This window comes from Legionella bononiensis (genome assembly GCF_016786215.1).
GTDB lineage: Bacteria > Pseudomonadota > Gammaproteobacteria > Legionellales > Legionellaceae > Legionella > Legionella bononiensis.
Genome location: NZ_JADOBG010000012.1, coordinates 48,341 through 72,039 on the forward strand (window position 1 = coordinate 48,341; position 23,699 = coordinate 72,039).

A 23,699-nucleotide genomic window follows, 5' to 3' on the forward strand; every position below is an offset into this window, starting at 1 on the left:
CCTGAACATAAGAATTCAGGGTGAATTAACTATTAATTAAGACGCGGATTTTTTAACTGAAATCAAATGAATTTTAAAGATTAAAGTTTCATTTGGTCCAATAGGTCCACCAACACTACGTGGGCCATAAGCCAGAGAAGAAGGAACATAAATTTCCCAGGTAGATCCAGCAGGCATTAATTGTAATGCTTCAGTCCATCCAGGAATTACTTGTGAAACCTGGAATGTTGCTGGTTTGCCAGTTTTTTCAGTGCTGTCAAATACAGTGCCGTCAATCAATCGACCAGTATATTCTACAGTTACAGTATCTGATTTACCGGGTTTAGCGCCTGTACCAGCATCTATAATTTTATATTGCAAACCGCTTGGCAATACTACAACACCGGTTTTACTTTTATTTTCAGCTAAAAACGCTTCGCCTTTTGATTTGTTTTCTTCTGCTTTCTTGTTAAATTCCGATGTACGTTTAGCCATCAAATCTTTTTGGAATTTATTAAGAACATCTTTCATTTGCTGTTCGGTCAAGATCAATTGAGCTCCACTCATACCATCTTGCATACCTTTAGCTAATGCCTCTGGGTTTACATCAATACCTTGATTTTTGAAATTCTTTCCTAAATCAGCACCAATACTGTATGACAATTTATCTTTGTCTGTAGGTAAGGATGTGGCATCGGTTGCCATTGCAGTAGACATTGCCAGCCCCAAGACGGCCGCAGTGACCAATTTCATCTTCATAAACAATCCCCTTTTAGTCTTTCTTAAGTACATATCTTCCCTAATTGAATTAGAAAGATATAGAACATTGTAAAATAGCCCATTCATTCTGCCTAAATTCGCGTAAAATTACCAGTCATTAACAATGATTTAATTACAAATAGACAAACAGATAATATCCTTCTACACTTGGCACTAATTAGAACAAGAGATATAAATAGTATGAACATCAGTGTATTCGATTTGTTTTCGATTGGAATTGGTCCTTCAAGTTCACATACTGTTGGTCCCATGTCTGCAGCCAATGCTTTTTTGGTATTATTGGAAGAACGCAACCTTTTTGAAAAAACACAAAGAATCAAGGTTGAATTATATGGATCTTTGGCTCTAACAGGTAAAGGTCATGGCACAGATAAAGCCATTCTGAACGGGCTTGAAAATAAAGCACCGGAAACTGTAAAACCGGAATCCATGATACCTCGCATGCATGAAATTCTGAATTCTCATACCCTTAATCTGGGCGGAAAGAAAAATATTTCATTTAATGAAGCGACTGATTTTTTATTTTTACAAAAGGAATTACTGCCCAAACACACTAATGGAATGCGGTTTTCAGCTTTTGATGAGCAGGGAAATCCATTAATTAATCAGGTTTATTACTCAATTGGTGGTGGATTTATCACTACTGAAGAAGAATTTAATAAACCCGGCGAAGATACCGATCCACCACCCTACCCATTCTCCACAGCCGAACAGTTACTCAATTTATGTCAGTCCAACAACATGACCATAGCTGAATTAATGATGGCTAATGAAAAAACCTGGCGAAGTACTGAAGAAATTCAACAAGGAATTTTAGCTATTGCCAAAGTGATGGATGATTGCATCGCAAGTGGTTGCAAACATGATGGAATCTTACCCGGTGGTCTTAATTTAAAAAGACGTGCTCCGGATCTCTATAAAAAACTCATGGATCAAAAGGGTGTCAAAAGTATCTTCGAACAATCAGATATTATGAACCACTTAAATCTCTACGCCATGGCAGTTAATGAAGAAAATGCCGCCGGAGGCCGTATAGTGACTGCGCCAACAAATGGTGCGGCAGGTATTATTCCAGCAGTTTTAAAATATTGTCAGCAGGCTCATGATAAAATGAGCAATGAAGACGTATACATTTATTTCCTCACTGCAGCAGCAATAGGCATACTTTATAAAATAGGTGCGTCAATATCTGGAGCGGAAGTTGGATGTCAGGGTGAGGTCGGTGTGGCTTCCTCAATGGCAGCAGCTGGCCTGACAGCAGTTCTGGGTGGTACTGTAGCCCAGGTTGAAAACGCCGCGGAAATTGCTATGGAGCATCATTTGGGCATGACCTGTGATCCTGTGATGGGTCTGGTTCAAATACCGTGTATTGAACGTAATGCTATGGGTTCAGTTAAAGCAGTTAATGCAACACGAATGGCTCTGATCGGGGATGGTCAGCATCAGATTTCATTAGATAAAGTAATTAAAACCATGAAGCAGACTGGCATGGACATGCAAAGCATTTATAAAGAAACGTCAATGGGCGGATTAGCGGTTAATTTGCCTGAATGCTGATTACAGGTTAATCACCCATTATTGAAAACACAGACTGTCCCAATAAGTCTGTGTTTTCATCTGACTTACAGCATTTTTTAAATCATTTGAGCTACTAGTCAACACTCTTTAGGGATATTCTTTAAAACCAGTTTCCCCATTACACACATGATAATTTCAGGTATTTATTGTCTTTACTCCCCGCAACAGGTCTCAACTCTCTTATTCAGAATGCTTCTAAGAATTAATAAAAACGACACTATCATCCATAATCCGCCTAATACACTGATAAAACCAATCAAGGGATTATCACTGATCAATCCTGAACAAATTACTGAAAGTGTAGCCGTCACCATATTCAGAAAACTCATCATAGCGGATCCACTGGCTTTGTCAGTAACCGAGTTTGACGCAATCAATGAACCACCCGCAAATAATAATCCACTGAATAAATACAAAGTTAACGTGCTGGAGAAAAACCAGGCGACTGAAGAAGTAGTTACACAGGTGATCAAAAAGACCTGAGTCAATCCCAGAGCAGTGCCTAACATGCCTATCAAAACTACTGTTCCAGCAGCAAACTGGTGTACCATTGAACGGGCAATCAATCCACCAGCGAGCATCCCGGCCATGTTAAATAGATTCCAATAACCGTACTCAGCAGGCGTTAATTGAAATAAATCGATGGCAATCTGTGGACCCGCTGCAGAAAAGCAATATCCGATTGCAGAACACAGACCGACTACTAATGAATAGATGACTAATGTAGCTGATGATAAGGCTTCTTTATAACCATTCAGGATCACGTTCCAATTTAAATTTTGCGGGATTTTCAAGGTTTCGCTGAATATTCTGGTTCCATAGAGCATTATTAACCCATGACAGAGCAGCAGATAAAAACAATATTCCCAATGACTGTACTCTGTAATGATACCCCCCAGAATAACCGCTACTCCTATGCCTAAAGTAAAAGATAATATGGTATAGGCTGTTGCAGTTTTTCTTTGATTCACTGGAAGCCATTCATTAATTAACATAAAAGTACAGGCCAATCCACTTGCCGCCCCTAAAGCAGTGATCCATCGGCCGATGAGTAACACTATAAAAGAATGATGATTTAAACCAAGAAGGCACATGATAATGCCCAGGATATTGATCACCAGCCCCGTACGTAATGCTAAAATACGTCCAAACCGATTAGCCAATGGCCCATAAATTAATTGGCCGATCACATACCCCACCAGAAAAGCTGATACCATCCACTCCACTTCACCTTGCAGCAGACCAAACTGATGCTGAATATCAGGCAATGCTGGTGTAATTATTGTCGCAGAAAATGAAGCGATTGAAATATAGCTTAGTAACCAGACCATATGAAAGTAGACCATTGTAATTCTCCAGAAAGACTTAGGAGGCCATCACTTTGAGTACTGCAGAAGAGCGATAAAAGCTACTGTGAACACTCATTACCACAGTTCACTTATGAAATAGCAGGAAACAGTATTACTCTCTATTATGCTCAATATATTTATAATGACCCTATATAGAGAGTTTAATAATTAATCATTAATTAATAAATATAGGTAATCGTCATAATAAATTAACTTTTTGTTAACAATTGAAAGAGCAGAAGATAATAATTTACTTTTTTTAAAATCCATTAATAGTTTATAACCACAAACATCAGTCTCCACAACCCTACTCCCCCTTCGTAACACGTCACCATCCGTTAAAACGGAGGGTCCATTCTTTATCTTAACCACGAATTTCTATGTGGAAATTTGTCCAATCTCTTAGGAATTTTAATCTCATCAGTCCCCACAACCCTACTCACCCTCAGTGAAAACGGAGGGTCCATTCTTTATCTTAACCACGAATTTCTATGTGGAAATTTGTCCATCCTCTTAGGATTTTTAATCTCATTAGTCTCCACAACCCTACTCACCCTCCGTAACTCGTCACCCTCAGTGAAAACGGAGGGTCCATTCTTTATCTTAACCTCGAATTTCTATGTGGAAATTTGTCCAATCTCTTAGGAATTTTAATCTCATGTTCCATTAAAAAACTTCGAAAACGCCTTGATGTAGAACCTAAGTCACAAGAGGCTTACAAGTCTACTGACTTGTGTATCCTTTAATTGCTTCATTTTTAGGTTCCCGGACTCTTTTAATGAGATTTGATGTTATTCCAATATAATCCTTATTCTTCTTTTATTTGAAACATGTACAGATATGAATATTGTTCCATGTTTTTTCTCTCTGCTGAGCTTATCACTCCTGGACCCTCCGCCTTCGCGGAGGGTGACGAGAGTTGCGGAGGGTGACGAGAGTTGCGGAGGGTGACGAGAGTTGCGGAGGGTGACGAGAGTTGCGGAGGGTGACGAGAGTTGCGGAGGGTGACGGGAGTTGCGGGGGAGTTGCGGAGGGTGACGGGAGTTGCGGAGGGTGACGGGAGTTGCGGAGGGTGACGGGAATTGCGAAGGGTGACGGGAGTTGCGGAGAGTGATGGGGGCTTCAGTAATCCGTTACCCTCCGTAACTCGTCACCCTCCGCGAAGGCGGAGGGTCCATTCTTTATCTTAACCACGAATTTCTATTTAGAATCGGGAGTTGCGGAGGGTGACGAGGATTGAGGACAGAGCCGAGAGCTGCTGAGAGTAACGAGAGTTTCACAGTGTGACTGGGGATCGGATGGCATAGAAGAACGTTAAAGGATATGAGTGCATGAGTCTCGTCGAGGACAATGCCTTTACTGAGTGGACTATTTACTTTGATAAACGCTTATTATTAGTATTCATTCAAAAGAATGAAGGTTTCCTCCGATCCAGTGATTTTCATATTTCTCTCTACAAAGTCACGTCCAAAGCATCAGTCTTGGTATTAACCTCATCCATAATGAGCATTAACGTATCACGAATTTGATTTAAATCAGGGCGCTTCATTGCGTCTTTTTGAATTGTTTGCCCTATCAATGAATTTAATTCTGATTGTTGCGAGGACAAATGAGGTTTAAAGAAATTAAGACTCAAATTCGAATGGCTAACATCTTGATTTAAGTCAAACCAATCTTCCATTGTTCTACCCAAAGCATATACTTCAGTCTTATCTGTATAGGTATATGTACCGTCGCTACCAAATATCTCTACAGCTACCTGACCGAACGTTCCACGAAAGGTATCTGTTATCGCGGTTTGCTTTTCATTCATTCGTAGCGCCACATCGAAATCAATCAGAGTTACGGTATTCGTTAAGTCATCATAAATGATGTTGGATAATTTAATATCACAATGAAGTATTCCTTTTTTATGTAATTCATTGAGTGCCGCAGTGACATAGACAAAGATCTCTATTTTTTTATTCAAATCAAGATGGAGCCATTGTGTTAGATCTTTACCATAAACATAAGGTTTGATTACATGTACAGTCTGGCTATTCTCATCAATAGAAACAGTAAACTGATTCACTGTTTTTAACAGTTCTATTTCAGCATCAATGTCGGAGACATATTTTTTATCACTAATTTCGTAGGATTTGATAATATGCCAGGCACCGGAATCCAAATCTTGCCCAAGCCTCATTACCATATTTTCTTTTTTATGAACTACAGCAGGATAAATGACAAAATAGTGATCACCAGAAGCTAAAATTTTATAATTAGTCTGAGATATATTTTGATCAATACTCACCATAGTGACACCCAGTTTTTTTACCATTTCAATGACAGCAGAAACTCTGCCTTTGACCAATTCACTATTTGCTGTTTCAATCAAACGTTCAGAAGTCAATTTAGTGCTTAGAAATTCGGGGACTCGAATTCGTGAGTCTTGTAATTCAGTCGCGTTCAGTATCTCAGAACACCGAGCGTCAAATTCTGTTTTATACTTTTTAACCGGTGAAAACTGTGGATTTCTCTTTCTTTTTTTTTCAAATTGTCCATTTGTTTGCTCAGAATGGTCCTGTTGTGAATTTGAGATATCAGTTAATATTGATGAGTCGAATTTGGATTCCAATTTGAAATTTCCTGTCTTAAAGTATAAATGCATTCCATTATACACAAAGAGCATAATTCAATCAATTCGACCCATTACCTACCATCCGCACCAAAGAATATTTAGTCTGCTTTATCAGTACTTCGTTACACAGGTTGTCTTTGAACGATACGTTATTCTATAAGCTTGCCAGCACTCGAATTCAAAACTATGAAAGTACTTCCTTTTTTCGACCTTATGATATGACCCTAAACTACTTGCCTTGAAAGCTGATCATTGATTAGACTCCAACTGATTATATAGGCGTCTGAGTCTGACAAGTTACCTTTAAAATTTCGACACAACCCTTTAATAATCCATCTACTCAATTAAGGATATGACCTGATGTTGATTCCTGAACTATCATTACTTGATCATCTCCCCGGCTATATTGGTTGGAAAGATTTAAATCGTCATTATCTAGGCGCAAACAAAGCGTTGCTGGAGCTTAAAGGTTTTAGTGATTTAGAAGATTTTAACGGTAAAACAGATGAGGAACTGTCACCCTGGTCAATTGAAGAAAATGAACTGTTCCATCAGCAAGATTTGTCTGTATTAAATGGCAAAAAAGTATCTACTGTGCATATGGATTCAAAAACTGGTGAAGTATACCTGTTAGAAAAAAATCCATTAACAGACCCCAAAAATAACGTGACAGGGTTGATTTATTATTGTCGTCCTTGTTCTAAGGATGAAGTTTTTCAAATGTTAAGACAGTACGATGAAACACTGCAGTTAAGCGGTCACCATTACACACTGATTGACCATGAAAATAAATATGAATTAACAAACCGTGAGTATGAATGTGTTTTTTTATTAATACGAGGTAAATCCGCAAAAGAAATAGGCACTTTGCTTTCTCTATCAAAACGTACAGTAGAGTCTTACATAGAACACATTAAAAATAAAATGGATTGCAAGAATAAGGCTGAAATACTGGTAAAAGCAATGTTAAGTGGATATCACCATCACATCCCTGCGCGATTAAATCAGGCTACGATTATAAAATCACTTTAATATCTTTTTCTGCCGATTTTTTTACCGTATAAATACGGTGATTGAAGTAGGCCTGAATCGTGTAGTATTTCACAAACTTACTCACATCAATTAAAGGATCTTAGCATGCGTCAGTTTTTTATAGCCATTTGTATTTTTGTGATGTCCAATGCAGCAAATTGTGCACCCGTCTTCGAAGTCGTCCCTCTTGGCGTCTATGGTGGTCTGAAAGATGGAAATTTATCAGCGTATTTACTAAAGAATATCGAGAGTGAGAATTATACGGCTCTTGATGGGGGTACTTTGGTGAATGGGCTTGAAGCAGCAGTGGAGAAACAATCAGTACACAATAAAAATATTAAAGATTTGCTGCAAAAACATATTCCAGCGTACCTCATTTCTCACGCACATCTCGATCATGTTATGGGTCTTGTTATGGCGCAACCGGAATTGCGAGAACAGCAGACGATTATGGCACGCGAAGAAACAATGCAGGCATTGCAAAACCATATTTTTAATTGGTCTGTTTGGGGCAATTTTGGAGATCGGGGAGAAATTCCGCACTTAAATTTGCAACATTATCAATCGATGCCATTACTGCAGTGGATGGCTATTCCAAATACCGATCTGCACGTAAAAACGTTCCCTTTGAGTCATAGTGGAATGCCATCAAGCGCATTTTTAATACGCTATAAAACTGAATATATTTTATATTTTGGTGATACTGGCCCGGATAGCATTGAAAAATCATCAAACATGGAGAATATTTGGAAAGAAATTGCACCACTCATTAGAAAAAAACAGCTTCATGCCATCATGCTGGAGTGTTCATTTATAAACGCTCAACCAGATGACAAATTATTTGGTCATTTAAAACCAAGCTTATTTATGTCTGAATTGCGACACCTAGCATCTATAGTTGATCCTCTAGACTTAAGAAACTCACTTAGAGGATTACCCGTTGTTGTTACTCACATCAAACCCAGATTGGGTGACTTTACAGGTTCCAAAGAAGATACAGTAAATCAGATTATGAACGAATTGTCGCAGGATAATGAAATTGGCGTTGAATTAATTAAACCGGAACAAGGTATGCTGTTACATCTATAATTAAAGCAATTCATGATAGCCCCCTAGTGTGCAGAACCAGTCTTTATCAATCGTTTATGGTGTTGCACATTAGGGGCTGTTACGAAAAAGTCCGAATCAATTTGTTCCATTAGTATTATCAAAATACGTGTAATGAAACATGGAGCAGCGCAACAGATATTATCAAACAGGATTACATCCCTATCCGATTAAAATACAAAATAGATAAAAGGTTTCGCTGTAGAAAATATACAAATCAGCAGACCTATTACTAAAACTTAAAAAAAACCACTTACTCCTTGCTTAAAAGTTCTCTAAGATATGTTTTCAGGCAATAGATATCAAACATAAATATTAGACAATAGAAATTTTAGAATTTAAACCTTGCGCAAGATCAACATTTTTAGTATTGATTTATAGGACCTGCTAATATTTCAATGAGACACGGTACTGGGTAACGCCTCCATTTAGTTTTACTGGCTTAACCGAATAATGAACATCTGGGAGCATAAATTTAAACAAGATTCTGCTTGCTCACGCGCGGCTCAGGATCTCAACCAGTCAAATTCAATAAAAACAGCACTAGTGCCAGGCGTTAAAAATTACTAATTCATCGATATCGACCAGGCTTCTGATGAATTGTTCGTAAAAAATAAATCACTTATCGCATAGCCAATCACAGCGGCAAGCTGTCCATTGATATAAACAAGAGGAATGTTCTGTCTCAACCAGGGAGGAATCCCCCAATCCTGGAATAGCTTTTTCAATTGTTTCGTTTGACCATGCCAAAAAAACAGCTCTCCACCCTGCCTGAATTGAATATGGATTTTTGCATCATTGGAAATTCTTATACCTTCCTGAGCTTTTTGTGCTAACAGACAGGAACCTGTATCACCACACCTTAAAGGTTGCGGAAAATCAGTCCACTCAATACATTCAGTCAGATGCATTTCTTTAGAAGGCACAATATAAAGTGAGTCTTTATAACGACGAATCTGTACGGCATCCCAACTAATTAAGGGCATAGCATCTTCACTTGCAAACACAGCTTCATGGATCAAACGCTCAAAAGTCGCAGCAGCGGGCAATTGCACTTGATTTTTTTTTAACCAAACGCGTAATACATTGGAAAGACGCTCAACACTTAGCGATTTTAAAGATTCAATACACAACCGGGTTGATGGTGATAATAACTGCGAGCAATCCATTACAGCAAGTTCATCCAGATTCAAACGTGCCTGTTGGCAATGACTGGCTGCTCTGGCTATATTGCCCACTACTCCAGGCCATTTGGCAGCTAATGAAGGCATTATTTGTTGTCTTATAAAATTACGGGAATAATGTTCATCCTGATTGCTTTCATCTTCTATCCAAGTTAATTCATAATGAGCCGCATACTGCTCGAGTTGTTTGCGAGAACAGGTTAATAATGGTCTGGACAATGCCCCGGAACCGAAACTACCAGACTCCATCATAGCCGCCAGCCCATCTACCCCAGCACCTCGAAACAACTGTAATAGAACAGTCTCGGCCTGATCATCCATATGATGACCTAAAAGCAAACAATCCCTATCCTTTAACAAGGAGTTAAAAACTTCATAGCGTGCATTTCTCGCTCCTTCTTCTATATTGGCAGAGCGATCAAATTCTACTGTTTTAGATATAAATGGAATACCGGCATGAGTACAAAAGGCCTCACAATGGCTTTGCCAGAATAAAGCATTGGGACTAATGCCATGATTAATGTGTACTGCCAGTAATTTATTGCGTAATGATGATTGAGAATAAAGCGCATGCAGTAAAACTGTAGAGTCCAGCCCACCACTAAACCCTACAATTAATTTCTTAAACTGCTCCAGATGGAAAACCCACCTGGAATTGAATAACGGCTTAGTCACATGCCCCCATAGCCATAAACTTTTGATATCGCAATTCGATTAATTTATCCAAAGGAATGCTCTTCAAAGCCTGGAGTTCATTGATGAGTACCTTTTTTAATCTTTTAGTCATATCATCAACATTGCGGTGCGCGCCACCTAATGGTTCTGGTATCACCATATCAACCAATTTATTTTCATAAATTCGGTCTGCAGTAATCCCCATAGCACGAGCGGCCTCGCTCGCCTTGGCAGCGTCTTTCCATAAAATGGATGCGCAACCCTCAGGAGAAATTACAGAATAAATACCAAATTGAAGCATTAATACTTTATCTCCCACTCCGATAGCCAAAGCGCCACCGGATCCGGCTTCACCAGTTACTGTACAGATAATGGGAGTTTTCAGACGGGACATGGCAAACAGATTACGCGCGATTGCCTCAGATTGATTACGTTCCTCAGCGCCAATTCCCGGATACGCTCCAGCTGTATCAATAAATGTAAAGATTGGCATTTTAAATTTTTCAGCCATCTTCATCAGACGCAATGCTTTTCGATATTCCTCAGGTCGTGCCATACCAAAATTTCGATATACTTTTTCTTTGGTTCGCTTCCCTTTTTGATGACCTAACACCATTACAGGTTCATCATTCAATCGAGCTACACCGCCAATGATAGCGGGAGCAGAAGAATAACTGCGATCACCGTGCAGTTCCTGAAAATCCGTAAATATATGTTCAATATAATCTGTAGTCTGAGGTCTCAGTGGATGTCGCGCCATTTGTGCAACTTGCCAAGGCTCCAGATTGGAAAAAACATTAGCCGTTAACTCAGAGCATTTCGCTTCAAGACGGGCAATTTCTTCACTCAAATTAACTTCATTATCACTACCAACCATGCGGAGTGCTTCAATTTTTTGATTCAACTCTTCAATTGGTTGCTCAAAATCCAAAAATTGTCGGCTCATTGATTACTCTTTGTTGAATTAAATATCATGGTATATGATACTCTTAACCGTTAATTGACGCTAGATTCAAAACACTTCATATGATAATTACAGGATTTACCCCATTAAATACGCAAAATTGCATTTTAAATGAGTCACGTATCGACCTCTGGCAGTTCTCTTTAGAGCATGAACTCCATATCGCCGATCAATTATTAAATGCGGATGAGCGAGCTAGAGCCGACCGTTTTTACTTTAGTCGACACAAAAGACGTTTTTCCACCGCCCGAGCTACTTTAAGAATCATTCTTTCCCGTTATCTCAATACAGCTCCAGAGCGGCTCGAATTTGATTATGGACCACATGGCAAACCAACCGTTATTAACTCCCAAAAACTTCAGTTCAATATCAGTCATACGGGGGATCTAGCCCTGCTCGCCGTAGGTAAAGGGTATCCTATGGGAGTAGATATTGAAAAATATTCAGCACGTCCTTATGAAGGAATTGCTAAAAATTTATTTTCTGATCAGGAATATATGGAATTTAAAAAAGCTCCATCACCAATGAAACCCGCATTATTTTTTCATGTCTGGGCACAAAAAGAAGCGTTTATAAAAGCCAGCGGCCTTGGACTTTCTTACCCAACCAAAGAATTTCATGTGCCGACAACCATGCCAACAAAACAACTGGTGGACGATCCGCTGCATAACATGACCTGGCATTTGCGTACATTTATGCCTGAAGTAGCCTGCAGTGGCGCTCTATGCCATCATCCGACCATCAGGGAAATCCGACATGGTTTGATCCAGCTTCATCAAAACGTCAGTTTAAAATTTTAACGATATGATCCAGTTTAATCAATCACAGCGCACCTTGATCCAGTTGCTAGGTGATGGCTTCTGTCATAGTGGCAATGAATTAGGTAATGCTCTGGGCATTACTCGCTCGGCTATCTGGAAACACATCAATCAGCTTATCGATTTGGGAATCCCAATTAGCCGGATATCACAACAAGGGTATCAACTAGCAACTCCACTCAAACTATTAGACGAGGCGGAAATTTCCGCTCAACTTAAAAACAAAAAATTTACACCCCCATTCAAATTGCATTTGTTTACCTCAATTGATTCCACTAATCGCTTTTTGAAAGAAATTCCAACTGGTTCAATTCTGGATATTTGCTGTGCTGAACTACAAACACAGGGGAGAGGTCGGTTTGGTAGAGCATGGCACTCACCATTTGGAGAGAATATTTATTGTTCCAGCCGTTGGAACTTGAGTTGTGATCTCAGCCGTCTTTCCGGATTGAGTCTGGTAACCAGTTTAGCAGTACTCAACTCGTTAAAAGAATTTATTCCAACTGAAGAAATTAAAATCAAGTGGCCCAATGATATACTCTGGGGCAATAAAAAATTATGCGGGATTTTAATTGAAATTATTGCTGAATCGAATGGAAATGCCCAGGTCATTATTGGTATTGGACTGAATGTGAATACCGATACCCTAAAGCACCCTCTTCCGGATAAACCCTGGGGTTCTTTATATGAACTATCCAATCAGCAATTTGACCGCAATGCCATTATTGCCAGCCTGTTATTTCATCTTCAGAATAATATAAATAAGTTTTTAGACTGTGATCTCAACAGTTTTATGGATGAATGGAATCAATACGATTATCTCGTGGGGAAGCACATTACGGTAACTCAATCCCTGGCCTCTTTCTCGGGCATTGCTTGTGGGATAGATCAAACCGGGCAATTAATCTTAAAAGATGATCAAGGGATCCTGCATCTCCTCTCATCCGGGGATACATCATTACAGGGTTACATCTCAAACAATCCGTGATTTTCGTCATTCTGAACGCAGTAAAAGCTCTTCTAATGCAGGCACAGCAACAGATTCAAAAGCCTAAGGCTAGCTTCAAGCATTGCATTCGGGATGACGTTTCGCATGGTTATTAAGAAGTTACTTTACATGGAGGGAACGTAAATGCTGATGATTAATTGAATCAATTAAACAGGATATTATGCTGGTAATTAAACTAAAAAAGGGACTTAGAAGAATACTGAAGGTTCGTCCCGAGCCATTTTAACTGCTCGGAACTGGATGAACTGCGAGGAAATCGATTTATACTGCTTGTTCAGAATCATCAGATTCTTTTTCTTGTTGTATACGTAAATAAATTTCTTCACGATGAACTGAAACATCTTTTGGTGCATTAATACCTAAACGAACCTGGTTACCTTTTACACCTAACACAGTAATATTTACATCATCACCGATGATTAATGTTTCACCTATACGCCGAGTCAAAATTAACATGACTAAATCTCCCTAATGAGGCAGCCACCTACTTCTCCATAGAACGCTTCCATGGTGTTCTTGGCAGCCACATGCTGACTAAAAATTAAACAACTTTTCTTACTCGGATCATATTCTACACTCTGATTATTAACGGAGTATTAAGTGTTCGAAAAAAAACTCGACATTTGTAGATCAATTCAGCACAAACTTATAAAGTTTAAAATATAAAAATTCTCCTATTATAATCTTATAAATCAAAGAATAATAAAAAAATTTTAGTTGATTTTACTTTAATTATGATGAATTTCCAGAAGGTTTTAATAAAAAAAATAAATTAGAGCTCGCTTTGGGGTGCAAAAGGAAACTTGTCGTTATTTGGTCCCCTGACATTTAACTGTAATAGAATATATTACCCTTCTTTAATGGATTTAAAGTTCAGCCTCATATAAAATAGCTCCAAAATTCCTCATACAAAATTAGTTTAACACAACAAATCTTTTGGTTTACCTAATACTAAATGCTTAACGTTTTTAGTACATTGAATTAAGGATTCAAAATTATCATACTTACAAATAGCACTAATTGGACTCAAAGCGATGCATTTACAAGGCACTGAGATCACCATTGGTGTAATTATTATTAATTACAACTCGTCAGTTTATCTTCGTAAGACCATTAAGGCATTAGAAAAACAGACCTATAAACCCTATCAAGTAATTATTTTTGACAACGCCAGTATTGAGCAACTTCCTGATGATATTGAACATTCAACATTGCCCTTAAAGATAATTAAATCACCTAATAATTTAGGTTTCGCAACGGGAAATAATAAAGCAATAGAATCGCTTAATAGCAAAGTCAACTGGATTGCCTTAGTCAATCCTGATGCCTATCCTCATGAAGATTGGCTATTAGAAATGGTTAGAGCCATCGAACAAAACCCTCAATACAGTTTTTGGGGCTCTCAATTAATATGCGAACAAGAACCTCATCTATTGGATGGAACTGGGGACATATATCATATTAGTGGTAAAGCTTGGCGAATGAATCATAGAAAACCATTAAGTAATGCACCTAAAGAAATTAAAGAACTCTTTTCACCTTGTGCTGCCGCAGCATTATATAGACGAGATGCATTCAATGCTGTTCAAGGTTTTGATGATCACTATTTCTGTTATTATGAAGACATAGATTTAGCCTTCCGACTATGGTTATCAGGCTACAAAGGTTGCTATGCCCCTAAAGCAATAGTTGAACATACTGGATCAGCCACCACAAAAAGACATAGTGATTTCTATACTTATCATGGCCACAGGAATTTAGTATGGACGTATTTTAAAAATATGCCATTCATATTAATTCTCATAACCCTGCCTCTACATATAATGTTAAATATATTGACTCTTTTTCTCTTTATGAAAAGAGGCCAAACCGCAACTATTTTAAAATCTAAACTAGATGCCTTAAAAGATCTGCCAAGAATTTGGAAACAAAGAAAATCAATACAAAAAAACAGAATAATTAGCTCTATTGAATTATTAAAAATATTAAAAAAAGGTCTGCCATGGTAGAAAGATTGGTTACAGTTGTAATAGTAAACTATAATGCAGGTGAAATGCTTGTTCGTTGCATAGAACAGATTTTAGCTGGAACAATCCTACCTCAAATAATCATATCAGATAATGCATCTACTGATTGTAGTTTGGATATGGTAGAACAACGTTTTTCGAAATGTACCAATTTACTTATCCATAAAAATAAAAAAAATTCTGGATTTTCAGCTGCGAATAACGCTGTATTTGCAGATATTAAAACTCCATTTATTCTTTATCTGAATCCAGATTGTTTTATAGAGAAAGATACGATTCAGCATTTACTTGATACAATGAATGAATATCCTAATGCTGGAATAGTGGGGTGTTTAGTCACCAATATGAATGGCACAGAACAAGTAGGATGCAGAGGTCTTACTCCAACTCCAGCCCGTGTTTTAAATCAAATGTTAAGGCTTTACAAAGTATTTCCGAATAATCCCAAATATAAGGGGTACTTATTATCAAATGAGGAAATACCTAAACACCCTATTCAGGTGGAACTGATTTCAGGCTCATGTATGTTTGTTAGAAAAGAAGCATTAACCGTTGTAGGCCTTCTAGATGACAATTATTTTCTTTATTGTGAGGACTACGATTGGTTTTATAGGTTTATCCAATCCAAGTGGGACATCATTTTTACTCCATCAACTAAAGTCGCACACATAAAAAGTTTTAGTACTAAACAAATACCATTAAAAATACTTGTTTATAAGGCTAAAGGGATGTGGAGATACTATAATAAATTTTTTAAAAAAAATGAATCAATGTTTACTTGCGTTATGGTCCGAACTGGAATAATTTTACGTTTAGTATTATTGAGTTTCGTTGTACTCTGTAAGAAAATTATATCAAATATAAAAGTCATTATAAAATATTCAAATAATGAAACTAATTAAAGTTATTTTTTGTAACTATTCATGAAGACGAGAATCAAGATATGAAATTAATCATATGTCCTTTTAGTCAATATTTTACATATTCGGAGGTTCAATGATATTTCATCAATTATTTGACCAAGATTCGTGTACTTATACCTATTTAATAGGTTCTGATTTTTGCAAACATGCGATTATTATAGACCCTGTAAGAACTCAAATTAATACATATACCAATCTAATCAACAAACTAGGCTTGGAACTGGTAGCGTCAATTGATACACATTTACATGCAGATCATATAACAGCGTCGGGGGATCTATCAGACCTGACTGGATGTAAATCAATGATGGGAGTTGAAACACAAGCCCAATTTATAAAATATAAATTTAGCGATAATGAACTTCTAAAATTCGGCTCGCTCACGATTAAAACCATGCATACTCCTGGACATACACCAGATTCATATTGTTTTCTGATAGATGATAAAGTATTTACGGGAGATACTTTGCTCATTAATGCTACTGGACGAACTGATTTTCAATTTGGAAACGCAGGCGACCAATATGATAGTTTATTTAATAAAATATTAAAATTACCAGACAGTACAATAGTTTTCCCTGGACATGATTATAATAACAACAAGTCCAGTACTATTGGCAGAGAAAAACAATATAATCCCAGACTTCAGGTTCAATCTAAGGATGAGTATATTCAATTGATGAATAATTTAAATCTACCTCCGCCAAAGAATTTACAATTTGCTGTACCAGCTAACCTGATAAACGGGATTTCCAAGATACCGGTAGATTCAGAAGAAAGTAACAATAAAAAATGAAATCAATCTTGACTGATTTCATTGCAGACTACATATTGCCATGATTAAATAATCAGCTTGATATTACGTCTGAAAAGTGAATACCTACAGTGCTCTGGAGAATTATGAGAGATAGATAACTATGTATATTTTTTGAAGTTATATACGGTTAATGCTCAAGATGAAATTTCAAAAACCCTCTTCTTTTATAAGTAACAAATTGTTACTATAGCATCAATTCTTCTTTGGACTAAAAACTATGGAACATATTAAAATTATCGCGGAAATGGCTTGGGCTCACGATGGTCAATTAGAAAAAGCCATAAAAATCATGAAGGCAGCTAAAGAAGCAGGAGCAGATGCAATAGGTATTCATGTTACTGCTCTGGAAGCGTATATGGTACCACATTACGGTAGTGGCAAAGGGAAAGTATCTGAAGGTAAAGAACATTTACAAATTTATAACTATCTTTCAGATATTAACCTTTCTAATGAAGACTGGATTGATTTTAGTCAAGAAGCTAAGAAAACCGGAATAGATCTATGCGTTATGCCTAATGATTTAGCCAGTCTTAAATTTGTTCATACACAAATAAAACCAAAATATTTTGTTGTATCAGCAGCAAGTTTTATTGAACGAGAATTTATTGAACAATTAGCCGAAACAAATACAACCACATTTTTTAGAATCGGCGGTGCATTGTTAGGTGAAATTGAACAAGCTATCACATGGTTTAAAAACATCAGTAAAGCAGAACTAATTTTACTTCATGGATTTCAGAACTATCCTACAAAACTTGAAGATACGAATATTAAACAACTCAAATCATTACAAGATATTTTTGGCTTGCCTGTTGGTTTAGCAGATCATATAGATGGTTCTAGTCCTTTAGCTTTAAATATCCCGCTTCTTGCAATCCCTTATGGCGCTACTTATTTGGAAAAACACATCACCTGGGATAGAAGCGAAAAAGGCGAGGACTTTGAGTCCGCATTGAATCCAGATGATTTCAAAACGTTCGTGGATTTTGTAAGAGCCACAGAAATTGCACTAGGAATCAGTAGCTGGCAAAAATTATCTGAAGCCAGCACGCGCTATAGAAACATTACCCGAAAACGAGTTGTTGCTGCAAAATCAATTACAGAGGGTAAACGATTGGAAAGCACAGATCTGACCTTCAAACGTTCTGATATAGGATTAACTCCTGACATGCATGAGTTGATTGTAGGTAGAACAATAAAAAAAGATATTAAAGAAAATGAAGCTATTGAATGGGAAGATCTTATATGAAAATTGGTTGTTTATTATCGGTTCGTGAGAAAGCAACCAGATTCCCTAAAAAAGTTCTACAAAATATTAACGGGTATACAGTAACAGAATGTTTACTGAAACGTCTTGCACTTACCAAAAACATTGATCAGGTTATTGTATCAACATCTACGCATCCTGGAGACGAGGTTTTAGTTCAATTAGCAGAAGCCAATGGAGTTAAAGCCTTTCGTGGTAGTGAAGAGGATAAATTGGCTCGTTATTTTCAGACAGCCAAGCATTATGGTTTGGATGCAGTAGTAATTGTTGATGGTGATGATTTGCTTTGTTTTCCTGAAGGGATTGATCTGATTGCACAAGAACTCCGACGAGATTCAGCCGATTGCATTTATTTAGAAAATTTACCATTGGGAGCTGCCTCTACAGGGCTAACCCGCCAAGCGCTTGAAAAGGTCATTTCCTTAAAGGATGAAAATGATACCGAGGTTTGGGGAGGGTATTTTATCGGTTCTGGCCATTTCAAAACGAAATCGTTAACCATGCAGGATAAAATATTTAATCATCCAGAAATTCGCTTAACACTTGATTATGAAGAGGATTATAACTTCTTAAAAGCAGTTTTTAACCATTTTAATTCTATTGATTTTACAAGCTACGAATTAATGGATCTCCTCATAAATATCAAACCAGAGCTTGTTAAGATTAATGAAGTAGCTCAAAAAAAATATGAACAGCACATTGCAAATGCCGCACCAGTTAAGTTTAAAACTCTAGAAGAGGTATAAATGAATTATTTAGTAATTGGTCTAGGATCAATGGGGAAAAGACGAATTCGTTGCTTAATGGCAAATGGAATACCTAACTCAAATATTTTAGGGTATGACATTAAAACTGAACGAAGAGCTGAAGTTGAAAATAAATACCAAGTCAGTACAACATCTGATTTTAATTCCCTTAGATTAAACGATTTTAAAGCTGTAATTATCTCTACCCCGCCTGATGCACATATGGAATATGCATTAAAGGCAGTCGAAGCATCTGTGCCAATGTTTATTGAAGCAAGCGTAGTAGATGAAGGGATGGAAACCTTACATCAATTGTCTGAAAAAAACGATGTGATCATATATCCATCATGTACCATGAAATATTTTCAAGGCCCCAAATTAATAAAAGATCTAATAAGCAACAACGCGATTGGGAAAGTATACGCATGGCAGTATCAAAGCGGACAATATCTCCCCGATTGGCATCCATGGGAAAGCATTCAGGACTATTATGTATCCAATAGAATAACAGGTGGTTGCAGAGAAATAGTACCTTTCGAATTAGTCTGGCTTGTAGATCTTTTTGGACATTTGTCTGAAGTTTCTGGTCTGAAATCGAAATTATCAGATATTAACGCAGATATCGATGACATGTATCTTTTACAATTCAAACACAAATCAGGTATTTTGGGACAACTTATAGTAGATGTAGTCAGCAGAACGCCGGTCAGAGCAATTAGAATTACAGGCTCCAATGGTACAATTGAGTGGGATGATGGACAAAAAATCATACGCCATTTTACTAAAGAAACAAATCAGTGGGAAACCACTAAATTATCACTAGGGTCAATAGAAAAAGAATATATTAACCCAGAGGAACCTTATATATCTGAAATTAAAGACTTTTTAACTTGTGTAGAACACAAATCTCAGCCCTACTATACACTTCAGGATGATTATGAAATGTTACAAATACTAAAGAAAGCTGAAATTAGTTCAATGACAGGCAAAAATCAATCTATCTAGGACCTCATTATTATGAATTTTAACAAATCAATGGAATTGGCCACCATAGCCAAAAGAAACATACCCGCTGGGGCACACACATATAGCAAGGGCAGTGATCAGTTTCCACAATTGTCACCAAAATTTATAGTAAAAGGGAAAGGCTGCCAGGTTTGGGATATTGATGGCAATCAATTTACAGATTGGGGTATGGGACTAAGATCCGTTATATTAGGACATGCTCATTCAGAAGTACTAAATGCTGTAAAAGAAGAACTTGAAAACGGTACTAACTTTATACTTCCTAGCCCAATTGAAAATCAATTGGCCGAGAAATTAATCAATTTAATTCCATGCGCAGAAATGGTGAAACTGGCAAAAAACGGTTCAGATGTAACTACTGCTGCGGTGAAATTAGCCCGAGCCTATACGGGTAAAAACATCGTTGTTCGATGCATGGATCACCCCTTCTTTAGCGTTGATGATTGGTTTATAGGTGATACAGCTTGCGATGCAGGCATACCAGATTCAACTAAAGCATTAACAAAAAACTTTCGTTATAATGATATCGATAGTTTTGAAAGCGTTTTAAACCAATATCCAGATGATATTGCATGCGTCATTATGGAAATTGCAACGACGCACCAACCAAAACCAGGTTTTTTACAAAAAATAAGACAACTTACTGAAGAAAAAGGAATTGTACTCATTTTTGATGAGATAATATCTGGATTTAGATTTCATCCTAAAGGAGCCCAACATTTATATAATGTAACTCCTGATTTAGCTACATTTGGTAAATCTATTGCTAATGGGTTCTCTTTATCTGCATTAGTCGGTAAACGTCATATTATGGAATTAGGTGGATTAGAACACAGTAAGCCACGTGTATTTTTACTTTCAACAACTAATGGTGGAGAAACACATTCAATTGCTGCAGCACTAAAATCAATCGAAATAATGGAAAATGGCAACATAAGCAAACATATATGGGCTTTAGGGGAAGTATTAATTTCTCAATTTAATGCCCTTTCAAAAGAATTTGGTCTTGAAAATCACGTATATATGGATGGTATCCAATGTAGCCCCTACCAGGTTTTTAAGAACAAAGAGGGTCAGATTGATTTATCTCTTCGATCATTGTTTTTGCAGGAAACGATTCAACAGGGAATTTTAGCGCCTTACTTTGCTATATCAGCAGCTCATGATTCCTCGCATCTTGATCAATATCTGCAAGGATCAAGGATTGCAATGAAAAAAATGTCTCAAGCAATATCAGAAAACTCAACAGAAGGATTATTGACAGGTACTCCTGTAAAACCGGTTTTCAGAAAATACAATTAATCATTAATCCTCATCATTAATTAAGAGTGAATATGAAATTTTGCTGCATACAAATGTCAATAAAAGAAGCAGATGGGGAGAAAAACCGCCATACTGCCAATAGCATTTTTAACAATAATTTAGGAGCTGATTTTTACCTGCTACCTGAGTTATGGAGTTCAGGTTATTGTCATTCTGAATGGCTAAGTATGGCGAAAGAGGATACGCCTAAAACAATCGAATTTATGAAAAATAAGGCAAAAATACATCAAGCATGGATTGGTGGCTCAGTAATTTATTTTGATGAGAATAGCCAACTGCGAAATAGGTTCCTGCTTATAAACCCTGAAGGAAATCTAGTAGGACACTATGATAAATCTCATCTCTTTACTTTAATGAATGAACATGTGTATTTAACTGCAGGTAAGACAACGCAAATTTTTGAAGTGAATGGATTTAAAATAGCACCTACTATTTGTTATGACCTTAGATTTCCAGAAATGTATAGAAGATTGGCAATTGAAGGAGTTGATGTGTTTTTAGTAAGCGCTGAGTGGCCAGCTGCAAGAGAACACATTATGACAACCTTGGGTCAAGCCAGGGCAATTGAATCTCAAGCATTCCTGGTTCTATCAAATCGCATTGGGCCAAATGACACCGATGAATTGTTTGCAGGGCATTCGATGATAGCAGGTCCCGGAGGTATGCTGGTTTCAGCCTTCAGTGAAATTAATACAGCAATAACATACACCATTTCAAAATCAGACCAGGTACAAGCAAAAAAAATACTTCCTACATTTGAACATCGACTGGCAGGAGTTGATTATGACTAATTTAGTTAAATTCGCTAAAGAGCCTTTATCTATGTTTGATATGAAAGATAAAGTTGTGGTCGTTACTGGTGGCACAGGAATATTAGGTTCAACTTATTGTGAATGTCTGGTTAATGCAGGCGCAACCGTTGTTATAGCGGATCTTTCTCAAGAAAAGTGTGATGCTTTATCCAAGAAGTTAAATGACAATGGTATAGGTTTAGCTAAACCTTATGCAGTAGATTTAAGTTCTGAAGAGTCCATCAAATCCTGGGCTGAGAAAATTATTATTGAGAATAAAAAAATTGATGTTTTAATTAATAATGCTGCTACAAAATCTAAAAATTTTTTTAAACCCATTGACGAGTTTAGTTTGGACGAGTGGAATTTCATATTAAACGTTAATGTAACTGCAATATTTCTTACAGCGAAATATATTGGCAAACAAATGGTCAAACAAGGTACTGGAAGTATTATTAATGTGAGCTCTATTTATGGTGTTGTTGGACCTGATCAATCCATTTATGAAGGATCATATTATGAAGATCTTGGTGGTGCGATTAACACCCCACTAATTTACTCAACAAGCAAAGGCGCAGTTATTGCAATGACAAAGTATCTAGCTACATATTGGGGTGCTAAAGGTATACGAACGAATACATTAACTCCAGGTGGCGTATTCTCAGGACAGAATGATATTTTTATTGAAAAATACAGTAAGCGGGTGCCCCTCAACCGGATGGCTAATACAAATGAAATGCTTGGAGCTCTTTTATTCTTAGCATCCGATGCCTCAACTTATGTCAATGGTCAAAATTTAATAATTGATGGTGGTTTAACAGCTTGGTAATTAGGAAAATATAGTGAGCGAGTATTTTTTAAAAGTAACTCCCAAGGGAGTGTATGAATCCAAAAAGTCTCTAGGTGAAATCCTGGAACGGGCGTTCAATGATTTTTATAGAATTAAATACATTGTTGGTTCAGAGGTAAAAGCAAGAATTTTTGATAAAGCCCTCGGACAATTTTGGCTTTTAGTAGAGCCTATTATTATGGCTGGCCTCTATTTTTTTATAAGTACAGTAATTTTTACTTATACCGGCCAAAAACACATGTTTTTATTTATTCTAACCTCAGTGATATTTTGGCGATGGTTTTCTAAAACCATTGACTCTTCGCCCTATGTCTTGCTCTCCTATGCGTCAGTCATAAAGCAAACCAATTTTCCTATTTATATAATAATTTTAAGTTATATAAGTACAGAAATCTTTTTATGGTTTATGTCATTTATGGTCTTATTAATCTTTTTAGCATGTTATGGAATTTTTCCGACCACTGCATATCTGTATCTTCCATTTGTATTACTTGTCCAATTAGTTATGACCATGTTTTTTACACTAATTTTTGCAGTTATTGGTACGTTCATTAAGGATTTGGCAGGTGTATTGTACGCCTTAACCTCTATCTGGTGGTATATGTCACCGGGTATTTACCCCGTTTCACGAATTCCTGCCCAATATCTGTGGATATACAATTTAAATCCTTTCGCACATATTTTACCTGCTTATCGTGATATTTTAATTGATGGCAAAGCACCCGAACTTATTCCATTACTTTATATCTTGGTAACTTCAATATTTTTAACATTTTTTGCCTTTAAGCTTTTTAACGCAGCAAAATACCGCTTTTTTATGTATTTATAATTTGG

Annotated in this window: 21 protein-coding genes; 15 read left to right on the forward strand and 6 right to left on the reverse strand. The window is 37.0% G+C overall.

Annotation, left to right across the window (positions count from 1 at the left end):
* Positions 1–36: 36 nt before the first annotated feature.
* Positions 37–738 carry a BamJ family beta-barrel-assembly machinery protein gene (gene bamJ, locus IZU94_RS08565; RefSeq protein WP_203109855.1) on the reverse strand — a complete coding sequence of 234 codons (702 nt, stop codon included), beginning with the start codon at positions 736–738 and terminating at the stop codon, positions 37–39.
* Between the two features lie 201 nt (positions 739–939).
* Between bamJ and IZU94_RS08570 the strand changes: the two genes are divergently transcribed.
* Positions 940–2,316, forward strand: a complete 1,377-nt coding sequence (locus IZU94_RS08570; protein WP_203109856.1) for an L-serine ammonia-lyase — start codon at positions 940–942, stop codon at positions 2,314–2,316.
* 173 nt (positions 2,317–2,489) lie between these two features.
* Here IZU94_RS08570 and IZU94_RS08575 read toward each other — a convergent pair whose 3' ends face one another.
* Together IZU94_RS08575 and IZU94_RS08580 are read right to left on the reverse strand one after the other, a co-directional pair.
* On the reverse strand, positions 2,490–3,683 hold the full coding sequence (locus IZU94_RS08575) for an MFS transporter (RefSeq protein ID WP_203109857.1): 1,194 nt from the start codon (positions 3,681–3,683) through the stop codon (positions 2,490–2,492).
* A gap of 1,456 nt (positions 3,684–5,139) precedes the next feature.
* A complete protein-coding gene (locus IZU94_RS08580) occupies positions 5,140–6,303 on the reverse strand; it encodes a protein kinase domain-containing protein (RefSeq protein WP_203109859.1) in 1,164 nt (387 codons plus the stop codon).
* 363 nt (positions 6,304–6,666) lie between these two features.
* On the opposite strand from IZU94_RS08580, the gene IZU94_RS08585 reads away from it, so the two are divergent.
* Complete coding sequence (locus IZU94_RS08585) at positions 6,667–7,338, forward strand: helix-turn-helix transcriptional regulator (protein WP_203109861.1); 672 nt, start codon at positions 6,667–6,669, stop codon at positions 7,336–7,338.
* A 105-nt stretch (positions 7,339–7,443) separates the two neighbouring features.
* The gene (locus IZU94_RS08590; RefSeq protein WP_203109863.1) at positions 7,444–8,427 is read left to right on the forward strand and encodes an MBL fold metallo-hydrolase; all 984 of its coding nucleotides are present in this window, start codon (positions 7,444–7,446) and stop codon (positions 8,425–8,427) included.
* Positions 8,428–9,011: 584 nt separating this feature from the next.
* Here the strand turns inward: IZU94_RS08590 and tilS are convergent.
* Together tilS and IZU94_RS08600 are read right to left on the reverse strand one after the other, a co-directional pair.
* Positions 9,012–10,304 carry a tRNA lysidine(34) synthetase TilS gene (gene tilS, locus IZU94_RS08595; protein ID WP_203109866.1) on the reverse strand — a complete coding sequence of 431 codons (1,293 nt, stop codon included), beginning with the start codon at positions 10,302–10,304 and terminating at the stop codon, positions 9,012–9,014.
* A complete protein-coding gene (locus IZU94_RS08600) occupies positions 10,297–11,250 on the reverse strand; it encodes an acetyl-CoA carboxylase carboxyltransferase subunit alpha (protein WP_203109867.1) in 954 nt (317 codons plus the stop codon). Before IZU94_RS08600 ends, tilS begins: the two co-directional genes overlap by 8 nt.
* An 80-nt stretch (positions 11,251–11,330) precedes the next feature.
* Between IZU94_RS08600 and IZU94_RS08605 the strand changes: the two genes are divergently transcribed.
* Entirely contained in the window at positions 11,331–12,068 is a 738-nt protein-coding gene (locus IZU94_RS08605; protein ID WP_203109868.1) for a 4'-phosphopantetheinyl transferase family protein, read from the forward strand.
* Positions 12,069–12,072: 4 nt separating this feature from the next.
* Positions 12,073–13,074, forward strand: coding sequence for a biotin--[acetyl-CoA-carboxylase] ligase (locus tag IZU94_RS08610; protein ID WP_203109870.1), 1,002 nt, complete (start codon positions 12,073–12,075; stop codon positions 13,072–13,074).
* A gap of 282 nt (positions 13,075–13,356) precedes the next feature.
* On the opposite strand, the gene csrA is transcribed toward IZU94_RS08610, so the two are convergent.
* Positions 13,357–13,551: a carbon storage regulator CsrA gene (csrA, locus tag IZU94_RS08615; protein ID WP_011213314.1), complete on the reverse strand. Its 195-nt coding sequence runs from the start codon at positions 13,549–13,551 to the stop codon at positions 13,357–13,359.
* 578 nt (positions 13,552–14,129) lie between these two features.
* Between csrA and IZU94_RS08620 the strand changes: the two genes are divergently transcribed.
* From IZU94_RS08620 to IZU94_RS08665, 10 genes are all read left to right on the forward strand, one after another.
* Entirely contained in the window at positions 14,130–15,104 is a 975-nt protein-coding gene (locus IZU94_RS08620; RefSeq protein WP_203109872.1) for a glycosyltransferase family 2 protein, read from the forward strand.
* Positions 15,098–16,024 (forward strand): glycosyltransferase family 2 protein, encoded by a 927-nt coding sequence (locus IZU94_RS08625; protein WP_203109874.1) that lies wholly within the window; start codon positions 15,098–15,100, stop codon positions 16,022–16,024. The genes IZU94_RS08620 and IZU94_RS08625 overlap by 7 nt, the downstream gene beginning before the upstream one ends.
* A gap of 94 nt (positions 16,025–16,118) precedes the next feature.
* Entirely contained in the window at positions 16,119–16,841 is a 723-nt protein-coding gene (locus IZU94_RS08630; protein WP_203109876.1) for an MBL fold metallo-hydrolase, read from the forward strand.
* Positions 16,842–17,079: 238 nt separating this feature from the next.
* The gene (locus IZU94_RS08635; RefSeq protein WP_203109878.1) at positions 17,080–18,111 is read left to right on the forward strand and encodes an N-acetylneuraminate synthase family protein; all 1,032 of its coding nucleotides are present in this window, start codon (positions 17,080–17,082) and stop codon (positions 18,109–18,111) included.
* The gene (locus IZU94_RS08640) at positions 18,108–18,875 is read left to right on the forward strand and encodes a cytidylyltransferase domain-containing protein (RefSeq protein ID WP_203109880.1); all 768 of its coding nucleotides are present in this window, start codon (positions 18,108–18,110) and stop codon (positions 18,873–18,875) included. The genes IZU94_RS08635 and IZU94_RS08640 overlap by 4 nt, the downstream gene beginning before the upstream one ends.
* The gene (locus IZU94_RS08645) at positions 18,876–19,880 is read left to right on the forward strand and encodes a Gfo/Idh/MocA family protein (RefSeq protein WP_203109882.1); all 1,005 of its coding nucleotides are present in this window, start codon (positions 18,876–18,878) and stop codon (positions 19,878–19,880) included.
* A gap of 12 nt (positions 19,881–19,892) precedes the next feature.
* Positions 19,893–21,203 (forward strand): glutamate-1-semialdehyde 2,1-aminomutase, encoded by a 1,311-nt coding sequence (locus tag IZU94_RS08650; RefSeq protein ID WP_203109884.1) that lies wholly within the window; start codon positions 19,893–19,895, stop codon positions 21,201–21,203.
* A 53-nt stretch (positions 21,204–21,256) separates the two neighbouring features.
* Positions 21,257–22,015 (forward strand): nitrilase-related carbon-nitrogen hydrolase, encoded by a 759-nt coding sequence (locus IZU94_RS08655; RefSeq protein WP_203109885.1) that lies wholly within the window; start codon positions 21,257–21,259, stop codon positions 22,013–22,015.
* Entirely contained in the window at positions 22,008–22,844 is an 837-nt protein-coding gene (locus tag IZU94_RS08660; RefSeq protein WP_203109886.1) for an SDR family oxidoreductase, read from the forward strand. Before IZU94_RS08655 ends, IZU94_RS08660 begins: the two co-directional genes overlap by 8 nt.
* Positions 22,845–22,857: 13 nt before the next feature.
* Positions 22,858–23,694, forward strand: a complete 837-nt coding sequence (locus IZU94_RS08665; protein ID WP_203109887.1) for an ABC transporter permease — start codon at positions 22,858–22,860, stop codon at positions 23,692–23,694.
* The last annotated feature ends 5 nt before the right edge of the window (positions 23,695–23,699 follow it).

What these genes read in the sequence shown, in the direction of transcription:
- bamJ (WP_203109855.1), bottom strand. Translation starts at nt 738, where the DNA reads ATGAAGATGAAATTGGTCACTGCGGCCGTCTTGGGGCTGGCAATGTCT.
- IZU94_RS08570 (WP_203109856.1), top strand. Translation starts at nt 940, where the DNA reads ATGAACATCAGTGTATTCGATTTGTTTTCGATTGGAATTGGTCCTTCA.
- IZU94_RS08575 (WP_203109857.1), bottom strand. Translation starts at nt 3,683, where the DNA reads ATGGTCTACTTTCATATGGTCTGGTTACTAAGCTATATTTCAATCGCT.
- IZU94_RS08585 (WP_203109861.1), top strand. Translation starts at nt 6,667, where the DNA reads ATGTTGATTCCTGAACTATCATTACTTGATCATCTCCCCGGCTATATT.
- IZU94_RS08590 (WP_203109863.1), top strand. Translation starts at nt 7,444, where the DNA reads ATGCGTCAGTTTTTTATAGCCATTTGTATTTTTGTGATGTCCAATGCA.
- IZU94_RS08600 (WP_203109867.1), bottom strand. Translation starts at nt 11,250, where the DNA reads ATGAGCCGACAATTTTTGGATTTTGAGCAACCAATTGAAGAGTTGAAT.
- IZU94_RS08605 (WP_203109868.1), top strand. Translation starts at nt 11,331, where the DNA reads ATGATAATTACAGGATTTACCCCATTAAATACGCAAAATTGCATTTTA.
- IZU94_RS08610 (WP_203109870.1), top strand. Translation starts at nt 12,073, where the DNA reads ATGATCCAGTTTAATCAATCACAGCGCACCTTGATCCAGTTGCTAGGT.
- csrA (WP_011213314.1), bottom strand. Translation starts at nt 13,551, where the DNA reads ATGTTAATTTTGACTCGGCGTATAGGTGAAACATTAATCATCGGTGAT.
- IZU94_RS08620 (WP_203109872.1), top strand. Translation starts at nt 14,130, where the DNA reads ATGCATTTACAAGGCACTGAGATCACCATTGGTGTAATTATTATTAAT.
- IZU94_RS08625 (WP_203109874.1), top strand. Translation starts at nt 15,098, where the DNA reads ATGGTAGAAAGATTGGTTACAGTTGTAATAGTAAACTATAATGCAGGT.
- IZU94_RS08630 (WP_203109876.1), top strand. Translation starts at nt 16,119, where the DNA reads ATGATATTTCATCAATTATTTGACCAAGATTCGTGTACTTATACCTAT.
- IZU94_RS08635 (WP_203109878.1), top strand. Translation starts at nt 17,080, where the DNA reads ATGGAACATATTAAAATTATCGCGGAAATGGCTTGGGCTCACGATGGT.
- IZU94_RS08640 (WP_203109880.1), top strand. Translation starts at nt 18,108, where the DNA reads ATGAAAATTGGTTGTTTATTATCGGTTCGTGAGAAAGCAACCAGATTC.
- IZU94_RS08645 (WP_203109882.1), top strand. Translation starts at nt 18,876, where the DNA reads ATGAATTATTTAGTAATTGGTCTAGGATCAATGGGGAAAAGACGAATT.
- IZU94_RS08650 (WP_203109884.1), top strand. Translation starts at nt 19,893, where the DNA reads ATGAATTTTAACAAATCAATGGAATTGGCCACCATAGCCAAAAGAAAC.
- IZU94_RS08655 (WP_203109885.1), top strand. Translation starts at nt 21,257, where the DNA reads ATGTCAATAAAAGAAGCAGATGGGGAGAAAAACCGCCATACTGCCAAT.
- IZU94_RS08660 (WP_203109886.1), top strand. Translation starts at nt 22,008, where the DNA reads ATGACTAATTTAGTTAAATTCGCTAAAGAGCCTTTATCTATGTTTGAT.